Origin of the sequence: Paracoccus sp. pheM1, assembly GCF_018499825.1 — a bacterium.
GTDB classification, from domain to species: Bacteria; Pseudomonadota; Alphaproteobacteria; order Rhodobacterales; family Rhodobacteraceae; genus Paracoccus; species Paracoccus versutus.
This window is the reverse complement of sequence record NZ_JAGXCX010000001.1, coordinates 1,778,431-1,794,884: the sequence shown is the minus strand read 5'-3', so window position 1 is coordinate 1,794,884 and position 16,454 is coordinate 1,778,431. Positions and strand designations below refer to the sequence as shown.

The 16,454-nt window shown below is 64.7% G+C and carries 22 protein-coding genes; 21 read left to right on the top strand and 1 reads right to left on the bottom strand.

The genetic code is table 11. The annotated features are described in order from the left end of the window. Nucleotides 1-41: 41 nt before the first annotated feature. The 19 genes from KF941_RS09135 to KF941_RS09045 all read left to right on the top strand — a co-directional run bounded on the left by KF941_RS09135 (nt 42) and on the right by KF941_RS09045 (nt 13,149). Nucleotides 42-731 (top strand): hypothetical protein, encoded by a 690-nt coding sequence (locus tag KF941_RS09135; protein WP_214273160.1) that lies wholly within the window; start codon nt 42-44, stop codon nt 729-731. Then, the gene (locus tag KF941_RS09130) at nt 728-910 is read left to right on the top strand and encodes a hypothetical protein (protein WP_214273159.1); all 183 of its coding nucleotides are present in this window, start codon (nt 728-730) and stop codon (nt 908-910) included. The genes KF941_RS09135 and KF941_RS09130 overlap by 4 nt, the downstream gene beginning before the upstream one ends. Further along, nucleotides 907-1,191 carry a DUF6378 domain-containing protein gene (locus KF941_RS09125; RefSeq protein WP_214273158.1) on the top strand — a complete coding sequence of 95 codons (285 nt, stop codon included), beginning with the start codon at nt 907-909 and terminating at the stop codon, nt 1,189-1,191. The genes KF941_RS09130 and KF941_RS09125 overlap by 4 nt, the downstream gene beginning before the upstream one ends. Beyond that, a complete protein-coding gene (locus KF941_RS09120) occupies nt 1,188-1,808 on the top strand; it encodes a hypothetical protein (RefSeq protein WP_214273157.1) in 621 nt (206 codons plus the stop codon). The genes KF941_RS09125 and KF941_RS09120 overlap by 4 nt, the downstream gene beginning before the upstream one ends. Continuing rightward, nucleotides 1,805-1,951, top strand: a complete 147-nt coding sequence (locus KF941_RS09115; RefSeq protein WP_214273156.1) for a hypothetical protein — start codon at nt 1,805-1,807, stop codon at nt 1,949-1,951. Before KF941_RS09120 ends, KF941_RS09115 begins: the two co-directional genes overlap by 4 nt. Nucleotides 1,952-2,066: 115 nt before the next feature. Continuing rightward, a complete protein-coding gene (locus KF941_RS09110; RefSeq protein WP_214273155.1) occupies nt 2,067-2,657 on the top strand; it encodes a hypothetical protein in 591 nt (196 codons plus the stop codon). Beyond that, a complete protein-coding gene (locus KF941_RS09105; protein WP_214273154.1) occupies nt 2,654-3,295 on the top strand; it encodes a hypothetical protein in 642 nt (213 codons plus the stop codon). The genes KF941_RS09110 and KF941_RS09105 overlap by 4 nt, the downstream gene beginning before the upstream one ends. Nucleotides 3,296-3,388: 93 nt before the next feature. Beyond that, complete coding sequence (locus KF941_RS09100) at nt 3,389-4,111, top strand: hypothetical protein (RefSeq protein ID WP_214273153.1); 723 nt, start codon at nt 3,389-3,391, stop codon at nt 4,109-4,111. A 101-nt stretch (nt 4,112-4,212) separates the two neighbouring features. Continuing rightward, nucleotides 4,213-4,902: a terminase small subunit gene (locus KF941_RS09095; protein ID WP_233901948.1), complete on the top strand. Its 690-nt coding sequence runs from the start codon at nt 4,213-4,215 to the stop codon at nt 4,900-4,902. A gap of 16 nt (nt 4,903-4,918) precedes the next feature. Continuing rightward, on the top strand, nt 4,919-7,099 hold the full coding sequence (locus KF941_RS09090; protein WP_214273152.1) for a terminase gpA endonuclease subunit: 2,181 nt from the start codon (nt 4,919-4,921) through the stop codon (nt 7,097-7,099). Continuing rightward, complete coding sequence (locus KF941_RS09085) at nt 7,099-7,299, top strand: hypothetical protein (RefSeq protein WP_072462889.1); 201 nt, start codon at nt 7,099-7,101, stop codon at nt 7,297-7,299. Before KF941_RS09090 ends, KF941_RS09085 begins: the two co-directional genes overlap by 1 nt. After that, complete coding sequence (locus KF941_RS09080; protein WP_240540270.1) at nt 7,244-8,800, top strand: phage portal protein; 1,557 nt, start codon at nt 7,244-7,246, stop codon at nt 8,798-8,800. Before KF941_RS09085 ends, KF941_RS09080 begins: the two co-directional genes overlap by 56 nt. Beyond that, the gene (locus tag KF941_RS09075) at nt 8,793-10,874 is read left to right on the top strand and encodes a head maturation protease, ClpP-related (RefSeq protein WP_214273151.1); all 2,082 of its coding nucleotides are present in this window, start codon (nt 8,793-8,795) and stop codon (nt 10,872-10,874) included. Before KF941_RS09080 ends, KF941_RS09075 begins: the two co-directional genes overlap by 8 nt. A gap of 84 nt (nt 10,875-10,958) precedes the next feature. Then, nucleotides 10,959-11,309: a DUF2190 family protein gene (locus KF941_RS09070; RefSeq protein ID WP_214273150.1), complete on the top strand. Its 351-nt coding sequence runs from the start codon at nt 10,959-10,961 to the stop codon at nt 11,307-11,309. After that, nucleotides 11,309-11,632, top strand: coding sequence for a hypothetical protein (locus tag KF941_RS09065; protein ID WP_230999185.1), 324 nt, complete (start codon nt 11,309-11,311; stop codon nt 11,630-11,632). Before KF941_RS09070 ends, KF941_RS09065 begins: the two co-directional genes overlap by 1 nt. A gap of 1 nt (nt 11,633) precedes the next feature. Continuing rightward, on the top strand, nt 11,634-12,056 hold the full coding sequence (locus KF941_RS09060) for a hypothetical protein (RefSeq protein WP_214273149.1): 423 nt from the start codon (nt 11,634-11,636) through the stop codon (nt 12,054-12,056). A gap of 24 nt (nt 12,057-12,080) precedes the next feature. Beyond that, complete coding sequence (locus tag KF941_RS09055; RefSeq protein ID WP_214273148.1) at nt 12,081-12,500, top strand: phage tail tube protein; 420 nt, start codon at nt 12,081-12,083, stop codon at nt 12,498-12,500. 2 nt (nt 12,501-12,502) lie between these two features. Further along, nucleotides 12,503-12,838, top strand: a complete 336-nt coding sequence (locus tag KF941_RS09050; RefSeq protein WP_214273147.1) for a hypothetical protein — start codon at nt 12,503-12,505, stop codon at nt 12,836-12,838. 59 nt (nt 12,839-12,897) lie between these two features. Then, on the top strand, nt 12,898-13,149 hold the full coding sequence (locus KF941_RS09045; RefSeq protein WP_214273146.1) for a hypothetical protein: 252 nt from the start codon (nt 12,898-12,900) through the stop codon (nt 13,147-13,149). Here KF941_RS09045 and KF941_RS09040 read toward each other — a convergent pair. Continuing rightward, nucleotides 13,112-13,474 carry a hypothetical protein gene (locus KF941_RS09040; protein ID WP_214273145.1) on the bottom strand — a complete coding sequence of 121 codons (363 nt, stop codon included), beginning with the start codon at nt 13,472-13,474 and terminating at the stop codon, nt 13,112-13,114. The two genes, KF941_RS09045 and KF941_RS09040, sit on opposite strands and share 38 nt — an antisense overlap. A gap of 27 nt (nt 13,475-13,501) precedes the next feature. Between KF941_RS09040 and KF941_RS09035 the strand changes: the two genes are divergently transcribed. Continuing rightward, nucleotides 13,502-15,766 carry a hypothetical protein gene (locus tag KF941_RS09035; protein WP_214273144.1) on the top strand — a complete coding sequence of 755 codons (2,265 nt, stop codon included), beginning with the start codon at nt 13,502-13,504 and terminating at the stop codon, nt 15,764-15,766. After that, nucleotides 15,763-16,419, top strand: a complete 657-nt coding sequence (locus KF941_RS09030; RefSeq protein WP_214273143.1) for a hypothetical protein — start codon at nt 15,763-15,765, stop codon at nt 16,417-16,419. The genes KF941_RS09035 and KF941_RS09030 overlap by 4 nt, the downstream gene beginning before the upstream one ends. Nucleotides 16,420-16,454: the final 35 nt, after the last annotated feature.

Sequence of the window (16,454 nt, the reverse complement as noted above, 5' to 3'; positions counted from 1 at the left end):
ATGGAATCGCCCGCAGAAGCACAGCTGCGGGGTGGCTTGTAATGACCCAGAACCGCAGCAGTGCTGTCATGCAGCAGCGCGCCGAGCCTCACGACAGCCTCGATGATTTTCCTACGCCGCCTTGGGCAACGCGGGCGTTTTGTGAATGGCTGGAGGAGCAATGGCTGCACGGGTCAGCGCCCGCCGATGAGTCTCATGTGATCGGGATGACCTGTCGCGAACCTGCCGCCAACCGCGGCCATATGGCGGGGCCGTTGGGCGAGTATTTCGATGCGGTCGAGGCCTCGGATGTCCATGATTATGGTGTCGGATTCCCGGTGCGTGATTACCTGTTCGGGCCGTTGCCTTCGATGGTCGATTGGACGATCACCAACCCGCCTTTCCGGCTGGCCGAACAGTTCATCCAGCGCGCCCTGGCCACCTCGCGCCGCGGCGTCGCAGTCATCGTGCGTTCTGCCTTCCTGGAGGGCGTCGGGCGTTATCGCGATCTGTTCAGCGCCTTCCCGCCCAGCGATATCCTGCAATTCACCGAGCGCGTCGTCATGCATAAGGGCCGACTTTCGGCCAAAGGCAGCACGGCGACAGCCTATTGCTGGATCGTCTGGCGCAAGGATCTGACGGGCGATGGCACCCGGTTCCACTGGATCGCGCCCTGCCGGAAGCGGCTGGAGCGGGACGGGGACTACCCGTCCGAGGCGTGCGCGGCGATTGCTGATGGGGGGCTGCTGTGAGCAAGCACCGCATCCGACATGAGAACGCATACCGCAAGGGCGGCCGCGATGGCATCCGGGATTTCCTGGATGACCTGCTGGCGCTGACGCCGGCCGAGGTCCACGCCGACCTCAAGCGGCTCGCCACCAACGTCGCGGCCCGGCCGAAGTATCAACGGATCGAGAGGGACAAATCGTGACCCGCACTGAAATCCTGTCCACTGCGGGCGAGTATGTGACCCGCGACCGCGCTGCCACCCATGGCAAGGCCGAGGATGGTTTTGCCGCCATCGCGCAGGTCTGGGATGCCCTGGACGCCGCGCGCGGTGATCGGCCGCGCTCCGTGCTCGATGTGGCGCTCTACATGGCCGGCCTCAAGCTGGTTCGCGCCGCCACCAATCCGGCCCATGCCGACAACTGGGTTGACCTCGCCGGCTATGCGGCCTGCGGCGGCGAGATCGCGACAGGGGGTTCGAAATGAGCGCGGCCAATCGCAGCCTCGGGCTGGTATCGACCTCCGATCTGCCGGAATACCCGATCTCGGCCGAGGACCGCCTGGACGCGCATTTCTTCGTGCCGTGGAACCTGAAACGCTGGCGCAAGAGCGTGTTCCGCAACCTCGCCGAACCGGAGGTCGGCTGGTTCGGCTTCCTGCTGTTCTGCGAGAGCCACGACGAAACGCCCATCGGCACGTTGCCGACGGATGACAGGCTGCTGGCGAAAGCCCTCAGCATCTCGGTCGATCACTGGCAGGCGCTTTGCCGCCGCGAGGTCTCACCGCTGCACAACTGGCATCGCGTGATGTGCGATAACGGCGAAGTCCGCCTCGCGCATCCCGTGGTGACCGAGGTCGCCCTGGAGGCGATGAAGTCGAGTCGCAAGAACAAGGCCGAGCGCGATGAACGGCGGCGGGCAAAGCGGGTCAAGGATCTGCGCGAGATGATCGAAACCCGGATTCGCGCCGTGCAGCTGCTGCGCGATCCGACCTTTGTCGATCGCTTCAACGACTGGCTGGAAAACCGCTATCCGGACAGCCAGCGCCGCGAGGCGTTCATCCGCAGCGCGCTCGACGAATACCAGATCGAGGAGGGCGGATGATGGTTCGTGCGGTTCTGTCACATTCTGTGACCGTCACAGAATATTCCGGAACAATCACAGAAAAATACGGAATGAACACGGAAGATCACGGAATTTTCCGTGTTCCTGCGCGTTCGGCCCCTTTTTTTGCCCGGATTCTGTGACCGCTGAAAGGAAAAGAAACGAGAAGAAAAGAAATGAAAGGATATAGGCCGAGCCCGGACTTCAGCCGGTGTGGCTTGTGGATAAGTCAGCAGGCTGGAGAAGATGACGATGGCGATGACGGGGACAAAGGCTGAAGCCGAAGAGCGGGTTGATACGCTGCTGCTGGAACCTCTGGCGGGGCTGAAGCGCGGCAAGGACGGCGAGGGCCGACGCATGAGCGCAGAAGCCCATGCGAAGATGCTGGCGCGGCTGCGGTCCTGGCTGGCTTATCTGGATGATGAGCAACTGGCCGGGCTGCGCGATCATATCGTGGCGCTGTCGGTCAAGGGCGAATGGCCGACCGAGGCGCAGATCAGGCGCACGGCGATGATCCTGAAGCCGGCCCCGCCTGAAACCTATCCCTATGTGCGCAGCATGATGACCTCGCGCCTCGGGTTCCGGGCCATGGCCGAGGGCTGGGCCTTCGAGATGTATCAGGAGGTCAAGCGGCACGGCCCGCCGCCCTTTATCGAAGGTGGCTGGAAGGAAAAGCAGTTGCGCGAGGAGGCAGCGGACAACCAGCGCCGGTTGCGGATCGCCGATGAGAATATCGCGGCGCGGATCGCGACCGAGGACCAGAAGGCGTTTCAGGCCCATTGGCATCGCGACATGGCCGAGATCAGGGCCATGCAGGACGAAAAGCGGAAAGAGGGGCAGGCGGCATGAACGCGATGTGGCCGAGGCGCGCCGCGGTGCGCGAGATGACGATCCAGCAGGCGCTGGAATGGGCTTTCGCTGTCGAGCATGCCCGGATCGACATCGACGAAACCGGGGCGCATGAGTTCGACCGGCCGGGCGTGGACAACATCTGGATCTTGCAGCGCCACCGTGAGCTTGGCTGCCGGGTGGATGGCGGCGGCACCAGCGATCCGCATCCTGATGCCCAGATCATCGCGGCTGCGGTCGAGGCGCTGCCGATCGGCGTGGGCGGCAGGCGCATGGCGTTGTTGGTTGCCGAATGCGCTCGGGCGCGGCGTGTGCCGGACTGGGGGCAGCGCGAGCGGTTCGCGGTTGTTCCGTGCGGCTGGGATGCGACGGATACCGGGTTCACTGCCCATGAGGTCAAGGGTGATATCTGGGTCTGGCGGGACAGACACCGAGTTCGCCGAGAGCGCCGGTTTCCCGCTTGTCCGGTGAGTTACACCGGGACGCCTGCCAGCATTGCCGCGGCGCGCCGGACGTATCTGAATTGGTACGGCGCGCTCCTCCATCTCCTGTCCGTTCTGGGCAATTCGTTGGCGCTCACGTCTGTTCATCTGGTGGATGGACTGCCTGAACTGTCGCCTTGGCGAAAAGGGGATTGACGGTGCACCAAAAATAGTTGACCTATTGCATTGACCACAGGTGCGCCCGGAGGAGAAATCCTTGCGGGCGCTTCTCATTTCCGGGGTGCCGTGATGCTCAAGATCAGCGTCGATGATCGGGAGTTGCAGGCCAACCTGTCCCGGTTGGCGGATCGCGATATCAACGTTGCCACGACCTGGGCGCTGAACGACACCGCCGCCGATGTGCTGAAGCATGTGCAGGACCGGATGGGCGAAGTCTTTGACCGACCGACCCGGTTCACGAAGAACGCCTTCACGATCAGGGGCGCGCGGCCCAGCAATCTTGAGGCCGAAGTGATCGAACGGCCCACGGTCGGAAAGCGCCATTACCTGAAGGTGCAGGAGTTCGGCGGTCAGCGCGGCCAGACTGGTCTGGAAGGTCTGCTGGATGCGCGGTTGGCATATACGGGCATCATCGCTGCGGCGGTTCCTGCCGGCGGGGCCAAGCTCGATGCGCATGGCAACTGGTCGACCGGCGAGCGCAACCAGGCGCTTTCGGCGGTGCAGGCGCAGCGCGATACGACCTCGAACACCACGAAGGTCTCGCGGAAGCGCAACAAGCGCCGGGCCGGGTTCTTCGTTCCGCGCGAGGGATCGAAGCTTTCTCCGGGCATCTGGAAGCGCAACCCCGACGGGTCGATTGCCAAGGTGCTGCATTTCACCCGGTACATGCCGACCTATGACAAGCGGCTCGGGTTCTTCGACGGGGCCGAGGAGGTCTTTCGGGACCGGCTGCCGGGACACCTGCGCCGGACCTTCGCGAAGATGGTCGAGCGGCGGGCCTCGGCCGACTGAAATTCGGTCGGGTCCTTCCTCGAAAACGATCTGTCGGGGGTCATTCGCGCCCCGATGCTCGCAAATTTTTTTAAGCCAGTGAAATCAGGGAGATGGGGTTGTTGTTGGGGTCTGACGCGCCGGCGCCGGATGATGCGCCAAAGCTCCTCGACGTCGAGGTCGACGACGATCTTGCCGAAAAGCTCCGCCGCTTCCCGCTGCCGGAGGGCGTGCTGGACGCGGATATGAACCAGGAAGAGATCGCCCAGGCGCTCTCGACCACCGTCAACACGGTTTCGAAATGGATCCGCGACGGGATGCCGGTGGCGCAGGTCGGCGGCAACGGCCGGGCTTATGTGTTGCGCCTGTCGCATTGCTGGGCCTGGCGCCATGCGCGCGAGGCCGAGGCCGAAACCAGATCGCGGCACAACGAGAACCAGATCAACCTGCTGCGGGCGGAGTTCCTGGGCGTCGATGTCAACAACCCGGCCGCGCAACTCAGCGCGAAAGAGCGCCGCGAACTGGCCGAGGCGGACATGCGCTGGTCCGAGGCGCAGCGCCGGCGCGGCCAGCTGGTGCCGCTGACCGATGTGATCGAGTTGCTGGAAAGCGTCGGCAAGATTGTTCGCGACGGCATCGAATCGATGCCCGACCGCCTGGAGCGGGAACTGGACCTGGCGCCGCCGGAAGTGGCGGCGGTGGGCCGCATCGGCGCCGACATCCTGAGCGCCATCGCGGACAGGATCGATGAGGAAGAATTGCAGGGCCGCGACCTGCCGGACGTTGAACCGGGGGCGCGGCTCCTGATCTGAAGAAGGTGCGCAAGGGATGCGGACGCTCGACAGCTTCGAACCGTTGCCGCCCTATGCCGACCCGCGCGTCGCCCTGAAATTCGCGATTCCCGCCTGGCGGCCGGCCGAGAAGATCTCGGTCACCGAAGCGGCGGAAAAGTACATGCGGGTCAACGTCTCCGGGCAGTGGCAGCCGTTCCGCCGCGACGTGACACCGTACATGGTCGAGCCGACCGACATGATCGCGTCGCGCGCCTATCGCGGCATGGCATTCTGCGGCCCGTCCCAGTCGGGCAAGACGCAGATGCTGCAATCCGCCATCGCCTATACGATCTGCGCCGATCCGGGGCGGGTGGCGCTGTTCCAGATGACGCGCGAGGCGGCGGCCGAGTTCGAGCGCAACAAGATCGCGCCGATGGTGCGCAACAGCCCGGAGCTTCGTGCCCGACAGGCGCAGGGCAGGGGGTCCGACAATATCTATCACAAGCTGTTCACGGGCGGCACGCAGTTGACCCTGGACTGGCCGACGATCACCAAGCTCAGTTCGGCGACCATCCGTCTCGTCCTGGGGACCGACTACGACCACTTCCCGGAAAGCATCGACGGCGAGGGCGATGCCTATTCGCTGATGCGGGCCCGGGCGCGGACCTATCTTTCGCGCGGCATGGTGGTTGTCGAAAGCAGCCCGGGCGCGCCGTTGAAGGACGAAGCGTGGAAGCCGGTCACGCCGCACGATTGCCCGCCGGTGGAATACGGCGTGCTGTCGCTCTATCCGCATGGAACGCGCGGGCGGTGGTATTGGCCGTGCCCGATCTGCGGCGAGGAGTTCGAGCCGTCGTTCCGGCGCTTGCGCTATCCCGAAAGCGCGGACCCCATGGAGGCCGGCGAGGCGGCGCAGATGATCTGCCCGCATTGCCGCCAGGGATTCGGCCACGAGTTGAAGCGCGAACTGAACAGCGCCGGCCGGTGGCTGCACGAAAGCAGCGTGCCGGGCCCGGACGGATTGCCGGCCCTGGTGCCGATGGAAAGCGGGCTGGTTCGAAAGACGGACATGCTGAGCTATTGGCTCGACGGCGCCGCAGCGGCCTTTGCGTCCTGGCGCGAGTTGGTGACGCAATACCGGCAGGCGGTCCAGACATTCGAGGCCACGGGCGATGAGGAAAAGCTCAAGACGGTGATGAACACCGGCCTTGCGCAGCCGTATTTCCCGCGCTCGGCAATATCCGAACTGGAGGTGACCGTGCAGGGATTGCGCGAAAAGGCCCGCGGCATGGACCTGCCGAAAGGCGTCGCCCCGGCCTGGGCCCGCTACATCACGGTGTCCGTCGACGTTCAGGGAACCCGGTTCGTCGTCGGGGCGACGGCCTGGGGCGAGAACGGCCAGCATATGCCGATCGACAGGTTCGACCTGTTCCAGCCCCCGGGCGACGACGAAAGGACGGTGAAGCCGTTCGAAATCGCCGAGGATTGGGTGGTTCTCGAACCTCTGGCGGATCGCAGCTGGCCGGTTGCAGGAAGCGGCGCCCGGATGACGGCGCTTTCCATCGGCATCGACATGCATGGTGGCGGCGCCACGACCGACAACGCCTATCGGTTCTATCGCAGTCGCCGCCGTGCCGGGCAGGGCCATCGGTGGTATCTGACCCGGGGCGAGGGCGGGTTGAAAAAGCCCGACAGGGTCTGGCTGAAGGCGCCGGAAAGCGCCAGCCAGAAGGCCAAGCGCCGCCGGGTGGCCAAGGATATCAGTATCCTGTTCATGGCCACGGATCGGCTGAAGGATGCCGTCATGGCATCGCTGCGGGCGGATGCGGGGCATATCAACGCCTGCCTGATCCCGGAATGGATGGGCGATGATCACCTGACCGAGTTCACCGCCGAGCGCCGGCAGGATGACGGTTGGGCCAAGCGGCCCGGCATGGTGCGCAACGAAAGCCTGGACCATCTCGTCCAGGCGCGGGCGATGCATATCATCAAGGGCGGCGAGCGGATCGATTGGTCCGATCCCGTCGACTGGGCGTCGTGGGGTGAAAAGAACCCGCACCTGATCCTGGTCGCGGTGGATGCAGAGAATGAGGCGCCTGCCGGCGAGAAAGACGAAACCGACGATGCGGCGACATCGCCGGCGCCGGCCGCGCCGGCGGCGCGGCGGCCTGTCCATGCGGCCGCCGTGGCGCCTGGTCGCGGTGGCTGGATCCAGAAACGAGGAAGGTGGCTCTGATGGCCTATACCGCAGCGGACCTTGCCGCGCTCAAGGCGAACATCGCCAAGGGGGTCACCTCGCTTGAGGTGGCGGGCGAGAAGGTCACCTTCCGCAGCCTCGATGAGATGCTGAAGCTTGCCGCCGTCATCGAGGCGGAACTGGATGCCGGCCTGTCGCGGCGCGGCGGGTTGCATCTGCCGACCTTCTCCCGGGGGTGACATGAACATTCTCGATCGCGTCATCATGGCGCTGTCGCCGCGCCGGGCGGCGCAGCGCGAGAAGGCCCGCACCATCGCCATGCATTACCGTGCCGCGAGGCTCGGCTATCGCAACGACGGGATTCGTCCCAGCGGGTCGGATGCCGACCTTGCCGGCCGCAACCGGCGCATGATTGCGTTCTATGCGCGGGACATGATCCGCAACACGCCGTTCTCGGCGCGCGTGCAGCAGGTCATCACCGGCAACGTGGTCGGCGACGGCATCATTCCGAAGATCCAGCCCTCGAAGGGGCTGGCCGATGAGGTCCAGAAGAGGATCCGCGCGCGCGGCCTCGACCTGATCGAGGATCACCTCGACACCACCGATATCGATCGCAATGGCTTGCTGAATTTCTACGGGCTGCAAACTGCGGCGATGAATACCATCGTCGATGCCGGCGAGGTTCTGATCCGCAGGCACCGCCCGGCAAATGCCGGGCTGGCGCTGCCTCTCCAGATCGAGGTGCTGGAGCCGGATTATATCGACGACAGCCGTTTCGGCCGTTCGATCGAGGGCAACGAGATCCGCGAGGGCATCGAGTACGACAAGGACACCGGAGACCGGGTCGCTTATTGGCTCTTCACGCAGCATCCCGGCGGCGAGTGGCGCCCCGGGACATCGCCCTACATCTCGGAGCGGGTGCCGGCGGAAGACATCATCCATGTTTTCCGGGCCTTCGACCGGCCGGGGGCGACCAGGGGCGTCAGCTGGTACACGCCCATCGCGGAAAAGCTGCTGAACATCGACGATTCGGAAGATGCGCATCTGATGCGCCAGAAGATCGCCGCATGCTTTGCCGCCTTTCACCGGATGGGTGCGGATCGGAAGCCGAGAGACGAGCTCGGCGGGACGCTCCAGCCCGGCGTGATCATGGAGATCGCCGAAGACGAGGATATGGAATTTTCCGACCCGCCGGAAGTCGGCGATTTCGGCGATTTCCAGAAGAGCGTGCTTCGGTCGGCGGCCATGGGCGTCGGCATCACCTATGAGGCGCTGACCGGCGATCTCAGTGGGGTGAACTTCAGTTCCGCCCGCATCGGTCGGCTGGAGATGGATCGCAACATCTCCCGCTGGCAATGGCTGATGATGGTGCCGATGTTCCTTCATCCCTTCGGCCGCTGGTTCGTCGAGGCCTGGGCCGAGGCCGAGGATGACGAGATGTTCCAGAGGCTGATCTGGGAGGATCGCCGCACCGTCAGGCTCAGTTGGGTGCCGCCGCATCGCATCCTGGTCGATCCGGCCCGGGAGTTCGGGGCGCTGCGCGAGGCGGTGCGCTCCGGGTTCCAGTCGCGTCAGGGCGTCGTTCGCCAGCTTGGCGTCGATCCCGAGCGGCTGTTGCAGGAGCAACTGCAGGACAAGGAGGAGGCCGACGAACTGGGCCTGCCCTTCGACAGCGATCCGCGTGCGGACGTGTCGAGGAAAAACCCGACCTTTACCGACAAGGACCACAACGATGAATGAAATCTTCCTGACCGGGACGGTCGGCAATTCCTTCTGGGAAGAGGATTGCTTCACGGCCAAGACGGTTCGCGAGATGATCGCGGGCATGTCGGGGCCGCTGACCGTCCGTATCAACTCCGGCGGCGGCATCGCGACCGAGGGACAGGCGATCTATACCTCGCTGAAGAACTACGACGGCGATGTCACGGTCATCATCGAGGGTATCGCCGCCTCGGCCGCCTCGCTGATCGCCATGGCTGGAGACAAGATCGTCATGCCCCTGGGCTCGATCATGATGGTCCACGATCCGGCCAACTGGTGGACGCAGGGGCGTGGAACCGAGGACGATCACCTGCACGCGGCGAAATCGCTCTCGGTTCTCGCGAATGCCTATGCCGGCATCTACGCCGCACGCGCCGGCATCTCGGTCGAGGAGGCGCGCGACATCATGAAGGCGGAAACCTATTTCGACGGCCCCGGCGCTGTCGAAGCGGGTTTTGCCACGGAAACCGATGAGGGCACCGACGCGGCCGCCGCGGCGCTCTTCGACTACCGACTCTATCCGAAGGCTCCTGAAAGCCTGCGGCAGATCGGTGACGGGCTGGCGAGGCAGGCCAACGTATCGATGATCGCGGCGATGATGGCCGCGCCGTCTCAACCCAAGCAGAAAGGGAAAGCGATGCCGAAGGGTAAAAAGGCGCAGGGGCGCGCACAGATGGACGATCAGGAAGAGGAGCGCCTGGAACAGGACGATCCAGAACTGAACGAAGATGACGATCCTGAACTCGAACAGGAGGATGATCCGGAAGCTGAAGGGGACGAAGACCCCGAGGCCGCGGAGGATGATGATCCCGAAGCCGAGGAAGAGGACGAACCCAACGCTCACGCCACGGCGATCCTCAACTTTGCGGCTTCGCGGAAGATCGGCGCGGATATCGCCATGGACTGGATCAAGCGCGGGCTGACCATCAGGCAGGCCACCAAGGAGTACAAGATGAAACATGCCAGGGGCGCCACCATGGCCCGGCCCGGTGCGCCGCGCAGCTCCATCATCCGGGACGAGCGCTCGACGCGTCGCACGGCGATGGCGTCGGCGCTGCATGCCCAGATTACCGGCCGCGATCCCTCGACGCCGGCGGCCCGTCCCTACATGGATATGTCGCTGGTCGAGATGGCCGCGGCCGCCATCGGGCACCGGGGCAAGATCCGCTCGGCCGGCGACAAGGTCACCGTGTTCATGGATGCATCGCATTCGACCTCGGATTTCCCGGCGATCTTCCAGAATGCGCTGAACAAGGTGCTGTTGGAACGCTACAGCGAGTTCCAGCCGACCTATCGCAGCATCTCGAAGAAGAAGAATTTCCGCGACTTCCGGCCCATGCCGCTGGTGCGGGCGGGTGATTTCCCGATGCTGCTGCCGGTCGGCGAGACGGGCGAGATCAAATGGGGCACCTTCGGGGAAAGCGGTGAGACCGCCGTGATCGTTCCCTATGCGCGCGGTCTGACCATCAGCCGTCAGATGATGATCAACGACGATCTGGGGGCGATCAACGATCTGCTGTCGAGCTACGGCGAGACGGTGGCGCATTTCGAGGAGCGCACCTTCTATTCGGGGGCGCTGACGGCGGTGCTGTCGGACGGCAACCCGCTGTTCCATGCGTCCCGCAACAACCTCGCCCCTGCGGGCGGTGAGATCGAGGCCGATACGGTCTCGGCCGGCCGGGCCGCCATGCGCGTGCAGGAATCGATCGACGGGCTCAAGCTGAACCTGTCGCCGTCCATCCTGCTGGTGGGGCCGGAAAACGAAACGGCGGCCGAAATGTTCGTGGCGCAGATCACGCCCACCGCGACGGAAGCGGTCAACCCGTTCTCGGGCAAGCTGAAGCCGGTGGTGACCACGGAAATCGAGGACGGCGCCTGGTATCTGCTGTCCGAGCGCGCGCCGTGCTGGGTCTACGGCTTCCTGGAAGGGCAGGAAGCGCCCCGTGTCCGCACCGAAGAGCCCTTCGGCACGCAGGGCTTCTCGATGACGGTGGAACACGACTTCGGCTTCGGCGCCGCCGACTTCCGCGGCGGCTGGAAGAACCCCGGCTGACCGGCGCCGATGAGATCATCCTGACAAAGAGCCGCCCGCGAGGCGGCTCTTGTCGTTCATCACACTGAAATTCCGGAGCGGAACATGAAAAACTATCTGCAAAAGGGAACTTCGGTTTCCATCCCGGCGCCGGCGGCGGTCAATTCCGGCGATATCGTGGTTGCAGGCGTGCTGGCCGGCGTGGCCGGTCACGATGCGGCCCTGGGCGATCCGGTCGAGGTCCATCTGGTCGGATGCTATGAACTGCGAAAGGTGTCGGCGCAGGCTTGGACCGTCGGTGCGGCGGTCTACGTCACCCCGGCCAGCGGCCTTTGCACCGTCAGCCCCGCCGCCGGCGCGATCTTCATCGGCGTGGCGATCGAGGCGGCGGCCAACCCGTCCGGCACCGGCAAGGTCCGCCTGAACGGTTCTGCCCCCGCTGCGGCCGAAACCTGATGGCCCGCCTGTTCCTCGGGATGACCAGGCTGCTTTCCGGCGTGTTAGGCGATCAGGTCCGGTTCATCCCGCAGGACGGTGCGGAACGCGACATCCAGTCGCTCTTTCGCGAGGCGCCGATCGAGGTCGAGGGGGCGGATGGCCAGATCGTCCGCATCGACGCGCCGAGCTGGCGCGTTCGCCGCGACCTGGCGCCCGAGACCCGGCGCGGCGACCTGATCCTGGTTCCCGACGGGCGCAGCTACAAGGTGATGACGGTCTATCATTCCGGCTCGCCTGCCGCCGATGCCTTCCTGATCTGCGAACTCCAGCTGAGTGCCTGACATGCCGCATTATCGATCCGCATACCGCGCGAGCGTTCTTGCGGCGCTGACCGCCAATGCCCGCTTTGCGGGCTTCACCGCACCGAAGGTCTGGACGGGCTCGATCGATGCGGCCAGCCTCCCCGTCATCGGCGTTCTGACGCCGCAGGAGCGCTGCGAACGCGACACCCAGACCACCACTGCGCGAGGGACGCTGTTGCAGGTCGCCGTCCGGCGGCTCGGCGGCGACGATGTCGAGGACGATCTGGACGATGACAGCGAGGTCATCGAAGCGATCGTGATGGCGACGCTGCGCAGGCTCGACCGGGCCTGCGCGCTGGAAGACACCAGCGTCGTGACCAACACCATGGCGGAACGCAATGTCGGCACCCTTGTCATGAGCTTCCGGCTGCGATCCTGGCGGCCGGTCGCAACCCTTCCCTGAAATCCAGACCTGGAGTGAAACACCATGCCGGACGGTATGCTTGGTTATGGCGCGACGGTGCGCATCGGGCGGGGCGCGACCCCGACCTTTACTGAAATCGAACTGATCGGCGACCTTGCCCTGCCCGATGAGCAGGTCGATGAGGTCGAGGTCACGCATATGAAATCTCCCGGCCGCCGCCGGCAGTATATCGCGGGCCTGATCGACAGCGGCGAGATCACCATTCCGATGAACTACATCCCGGAATCGGCGACCGACGTGCTGCTGCAATCGATCAAGGCGTCTGGCGAGGAGGTCATTCTGGAAATCACCCTGGCCGGCGCGACGGAACCGGAGTCGTTTGCGGCGTTTCTGAAGGGATATGCCCGGACGGCGCCGATCGATGACAAGATGACCGCCGAGGCCACGTTCCGGCTCTCGGCCCAGATCGTGAGCGGGGGTTGATCATGGCGAGCTTCACCGGCGAGGTGATCGCGAAGCTTGGTGACGAAGAGTATTGCCTGGCCCTCGGCCTGCGGGGCGTCGCCAAGCTCCAGGAGCAATACGGCGCCAATCTCGACCCGATCCAGAACCTGGGGCAGGAAGAGGGCGAGTTGCCGGATTTCAGCGTCCTGCTGCGCATCGTCGACGTGGCGCTGGAGCGTCATCACCCCGATGCGCCGGGCGACGTGGCGGAGATGCTCCTGGCTGCGGATATGGCTCTGCCCGGTAAGCTGCTGACGGCGGCGTTCCCCGAACAGAAGGGTGCGGGCAAGGCGGGAAAGGGCAAGGCGAGGCGCTGAACCTTGCCCGGCTCTACGAGGCGTGGCTCTCGCTGGGGCAGTGCCCCGAGCGGTTCTGGATGATCACGCCCCGCCTCCTGCTGTTCGAGATGGATGCCGCCCGGGCCCGGATCGAGCGGCATGAGGATGTGATCCTGACGGCGGCTTGGGCTTCAGCCGCGCTGCAACGCGTCAAGAAGCTGCCGAAGCTTTCGGAGATGCTGCGGCGCGGCCCAAAGCCAAAGCAGGATCTGCGGATGTATCTGGACGGTGCCAAGGCCCGGTTGCCCGCCATCACGATGGATCAGTGGCGGGCTCGGGCTGGAGGATGATTTCATAGAGAATAAGGGAGATATCTGATCCCTTAACGACAATCTCTGCGTTGGCTTTGATGTTGCAGTCCTTCGGTTCCCGGAAGCCGTCGAGGCTGCAATTTTGGATTTTTGCCAAGGTGTCCCGATCAACGGCAAGCTCAGCGCGATAGGTGCCGTGTCCAGTCCTTATTCCCCAGCTACCCATCATTTTCCCAATTTTCCCCTCAACCAATACCTCTTTCCCGGAGATCGTATTGGTGACCTCTGCAATAGGCGGCAGCGCGTCCTGTGCTGCCGCCTGAAACGCCATCAGTGAAAATGCGATGGCTGCAATCGCCCTCATGGATATCCTCCTGCCTGGAGACGACAAATGACCAGTTCTGCGACGGTTGGCCGCCTTCGGGTCGGCCTGTCACTGGATAAAGCTGCCCTTCAGGAAGGGATGAAGCAAGCGAAAGCCGGCCTGGCCCGGTTCTCTGCGGATGTGAACAAGAGGCTTGGCGCGCTCGGGAGCGTGCCGGGCGTCCAGTCCTTGCAGGGCGCGCTGGCGTCGATCGGCACCAATGCCGCCGCTGCCCTGGGCAAGGGCGCGGCGCTGGCGGCGACGGCGCTGGCCGGGCTGTCGATTTCCGCGATCAATGCCGCCGGGGAGATCCAGAACCTCTCGCGGCTTTCCAACGCCATGCCCGAGGAGTTTCAGGCCTGGGCGGCCGGGGCGCGTACCGTCGGCGTCGAGCAGGACAAGCTGGCCGACATTCTGAAGGACATGAACGACCGGGTCGGTGACTTCATCTCGACCGGAGGCGGGCCGATGAAGGATTTCTTCGAGGTGATCGCTCCCAAGGTCGGCGTCACGGCGGATCAGTTCCGCAAGCTGTCGGGTCCGCAGGCTCTCCAGCTTTATGTCGACAGCCTGGAGAAAGCAAACGTCAACCAGCAGGATTTCACCTTCTACATGGAGGCCATCGCGTCCGACAGCACCGCGCTGCTGCCGCTGCTGAAGAACGGCGGCAAGGCGATGCAGGAATATGCCGCACGCGCGAAAGCGCTTGGCGGCGTCATGAGCAACGAAACCGTTCGTGCGCTCGCGTCGATGAAGAAGAGCCTCAGCGAGGTGGGGATCGTGATGCGCGGAGTGCGCAACACCCTCGGCGCCGCTTTTGCTCCCATGGTGGAATCCATCGCCACGGCCTTCGTCTCCCTGATGACGAAAGGAAGCGGACTGCGAGTGGTGTTCGACGGGATCGCGGGTGCCGTCAGGATCCTCGTCAACTTCCTGTCGTCGCTGGTGACCATCGTTTCATCGGTTGCATCGGGGTTGTGGAATCTCACGAAATCCGCGGCGCGGGCCGTCGATGAGGCCACCGGGCTTTCCGACGCGTTCCGGTTGATGATCGCAAATTCGCCGGTGGGGCTGATCTATCGGGCCGTCACCGGGTTGGCAGCCCTGATCAAGGCGACAGGGGGCGTGTCGGGCGCATTTGCCGAACTGAAGAACGTCGCCGCCGAGGTATTCGACCGGATCGGTGTGGCGTTCGACATGGTGCCAGCAGCCATCAAGGCCGGGGTGGAATCCATGAAGAAGATATTCTTTGCCGGTCTGCATGACATGCTGGCGAACTTCTCGTGGTTCCTTTCCCGGATCGCCAGCGGGTTCAATAAACTGTTCGGAACGACGCTCAGCGAGGCGGAACCATTTCAGGACGCGATCACGGGGCTTAGTAAGGCATCGTCAGATGCAAGAGATGCCGCCGACGCTGCTGCTGGTGAATTAAAGGAGGTCTGGTCTCAGGTCAGCGCCCCGTTGCAATCGGTCGCCCGGATCAACGGTTTGATCGCCAAGTCTGCCGAGGATGCAGCGAACAGCCTGGGCGATGGTGCCGGCGGTGCGGGTGGCGGGCTCGCGGCGGCCACCGACAAGGCCGGCAAGTCCGGGTCGAAGGCGGCGGCCAAGCTCACGCCCCTGCAGGAGGTGCTGAAGCGCCTGCGCGAGGAAAGCGAAAAGCTGAAAGCCACGCTGTGGATGTCGGATACCGAGGCCACGGTTTGGGAAAACCTGCGCGAGGCCAAGGTGGCGGCCACCAGCCAGAGCGGCAAGGAGATCGCCGCGCTTACCCGGACCAACGAGGGGCTGAAGCAGCTGAAGGAATCGACCGACAGCTGGCGCGACAGCCTGAAAACGACCTTCGGCGATCTGGTGTCCGGCACATCGTCCTTCAAGGATGCGCTGCGCTCGGTCCTTCAGCAGTTGGCGAAGATGTGGGCGGACAGCGCCTTCATGAGCCTTTGGGGCGGCACCGGCATGGGCAAGTGGTTCGGCGGCCTCCTGCCGAAGATCGGCGCCAACGCCAACGGCACCAACGATTGGCGCGGCGGCCTGACCCGGATCAACGAGCGCGGCGGGGAGATCGTGGATCTGCCATCCGGCACGCGGATCATTCCGCATGACGTGTCCATGCGCATAGCGGACGGGGCAGCGCAGGTCGAGCGCACCTCGGTCGAAATCATCCCCAGCCCCTATTTCGACACGCGGGTGGCGCAGATTTCGACGGCGGGCGACATGCGCACGGCGCAGATGGCGCGTCAGGCCATGCCGGGCCAGCTGCGCGACATGCAGGCGAGGGGCACCAGGTGAACCGCGACATCATCGACGTGCCGCTGATCTTCAACCGGGCGCTGAACGTGGATTGGCGCCCGGACTGGCGGGGCCAGCCCCCGGCCGAGGGCACGGACGGCTCGGAACAGGTGGTCTACAACCGCTTGCCGCGCTTCGTCGGCTCGCCGTCCTTGGTCTTTCCCCCCGAGATGATCGGCTGCTGGCGGGCGTTGATCCTGCGTGCGGAAGGCCGGGTGAACGCCTACCGCATGCGCATGGTCGATCCTGCCGTGTTCGATCTTGGTGATGGCGACGACTGGAGCCGCCAGTGGCGGGCTTACCAGGCGGGCATGTGGGTCGAGCCCCGCCCGCAGGTGGTGTGTCCTGCCGGCGCGGCGGCCGGCGCCTCGAGCGTCGTGGTCGATGAGCGCGCTGCGCCGCGGCCGATCCCGGTCGGCTGTTACCTCAGCCACAATGACTGGCCTTTCGCCGTGGTCGGCAGGTCCGGCAGCGGCGCGGCGACGACCTTGCAGGTGAAGATGTTGCGCAGGGCGATACCGCCCGGTGCGTCCATCGACCTGATGGCCCGCGGCCTGTTTGTCGGCGCCTCGGATGCGATGGGCTTTCCGGCTTACGACCTGGACCGCGTAGCGCGGCCGCAGCTCGAACTCATGGAGTGGATCAACCGATGAGCATTCGAAGTCTTCCGGTTTCAAGCCGGTTCGCC

Coding starts and splice junctions, on each gene's coding strand:
- KF941_RS09135 (WP_214273160.1), top strand. CDS start 42: ATGACCCAGAACCGCAGCAGTGCTGTCATGCAGCAGCGCGCCGAGCCT.
- KF941_RS09120 (WP_214273157.1), top strand. CDS start 1,188: ATGAGCGCGGCCAATCGCAGCCTCGGGCTGGTATCGACCTCCGATCTG.
- KF941_RS09115 (WP_214273156.1), top strand. CDS start 1,805: ATGATGGTTCGTGCGGTTCTGTCACATTCTGTGACCGTCACAGAATAT.
- KF941_RS09110 (WP_214273155.1), top strand. CDS start 2,067: ATGACGGGGACAAAGGCTGAAGCCGAAGAGCGGGTTGATACGCTGCTG.
- KF941_RS09105 (WP_214273154.1), top strand. CDS start 2,654: ATGAACGCGATGTGGCCGAGGCGCGCCGCGGTGCGCGAGATGACGATC.
- KF941_RS09100 (WP_214273153.1), top strand. CDS start 3,389: ATGCTCAAGATCAGCGTCGATGATCGGGAGTTGCAGGCCAACCTGTCC.
- KF941_RS09090 (WP_214273152.1), top strand. CDS start 4,919: ATGCGGACGCTCGACAGCTTCGAACCGTTGCCGCCCTATGCCGACCCG.
- KF941_RS09085 (WP_072462889.1), top strand. CDS start 7,099: ATGGCCTATACCGCAGCGGACCTTGCCGCGCTCAAGGCGAACATCGCC.
- KF941_RS09080 (WP_240540270.1), top strand. CDS start 7,244: ATGCCGGCCTGTCGCGGCGCGGCGGGTTGCATCTGCCGACCTTCTCCC.
- KF941_RS09075 (WP_214273151.1), top strand. CDS start 8,793: ATGAATGAAATCTTCCTGACCGGGACGGTCGGCAATTCCTTCTGGGAA.
- KF941_RS09070 (WP_214273150.1), top strand. CDS start 10,959: ATGAAAAACTATCTGCAAAAGGGAACTTCGGTTTCCATCCCGGCGCCG.
- KF941_RS09065 (WP_230999185.1), top strand. CDS start 11,309: ATGGCCCGCCTGTTCCTCGGGATGACCAGGCTGCTTTCCGGCGTGTTA.
- KF941_RS09060 (WP_214273149.1), top strand. CDS start 11,634: ATGCCGCATTATCGATCCGCATACCGCGCGAGCGTTCTTGCGGCGCTG.
- KF941_RS09055 (WP_214273148.1), top strand. CDS start 12,081: ATGCCGGACGGTATGCTTGGTTATGGCGCGACGGTGCGCATCGGGCGG.
- KF941_RS09050 (WP_214273147.1), top strand. CDS start 12,503: ATGGCGAGCTTCACCGGCGAGGTGATCGCGAAGCTTGGTGACGAAGAG.
- KF941_RS09045 (WP_214273146.1), top strand. CDS start 12,898: ATGATCACGCCCCGCCTCCTGCTGTTCGAGATGGATGCCGCCCGGGCC.
- KF941_RS09040 (WP_214273145.1), bottom strand. CDS start 13,474: ATGAGGGCGATTGCAGCCATCGCATTTTCACTGATGGCGTTTCAGGCG.
- KF941_RS09035 (WP_214273144.1), top strand. CDS start 13,502: ATGACCAGTTCTGCGACGGTTGGCCGCCTTCGGGTCGGCCTGTCACTG.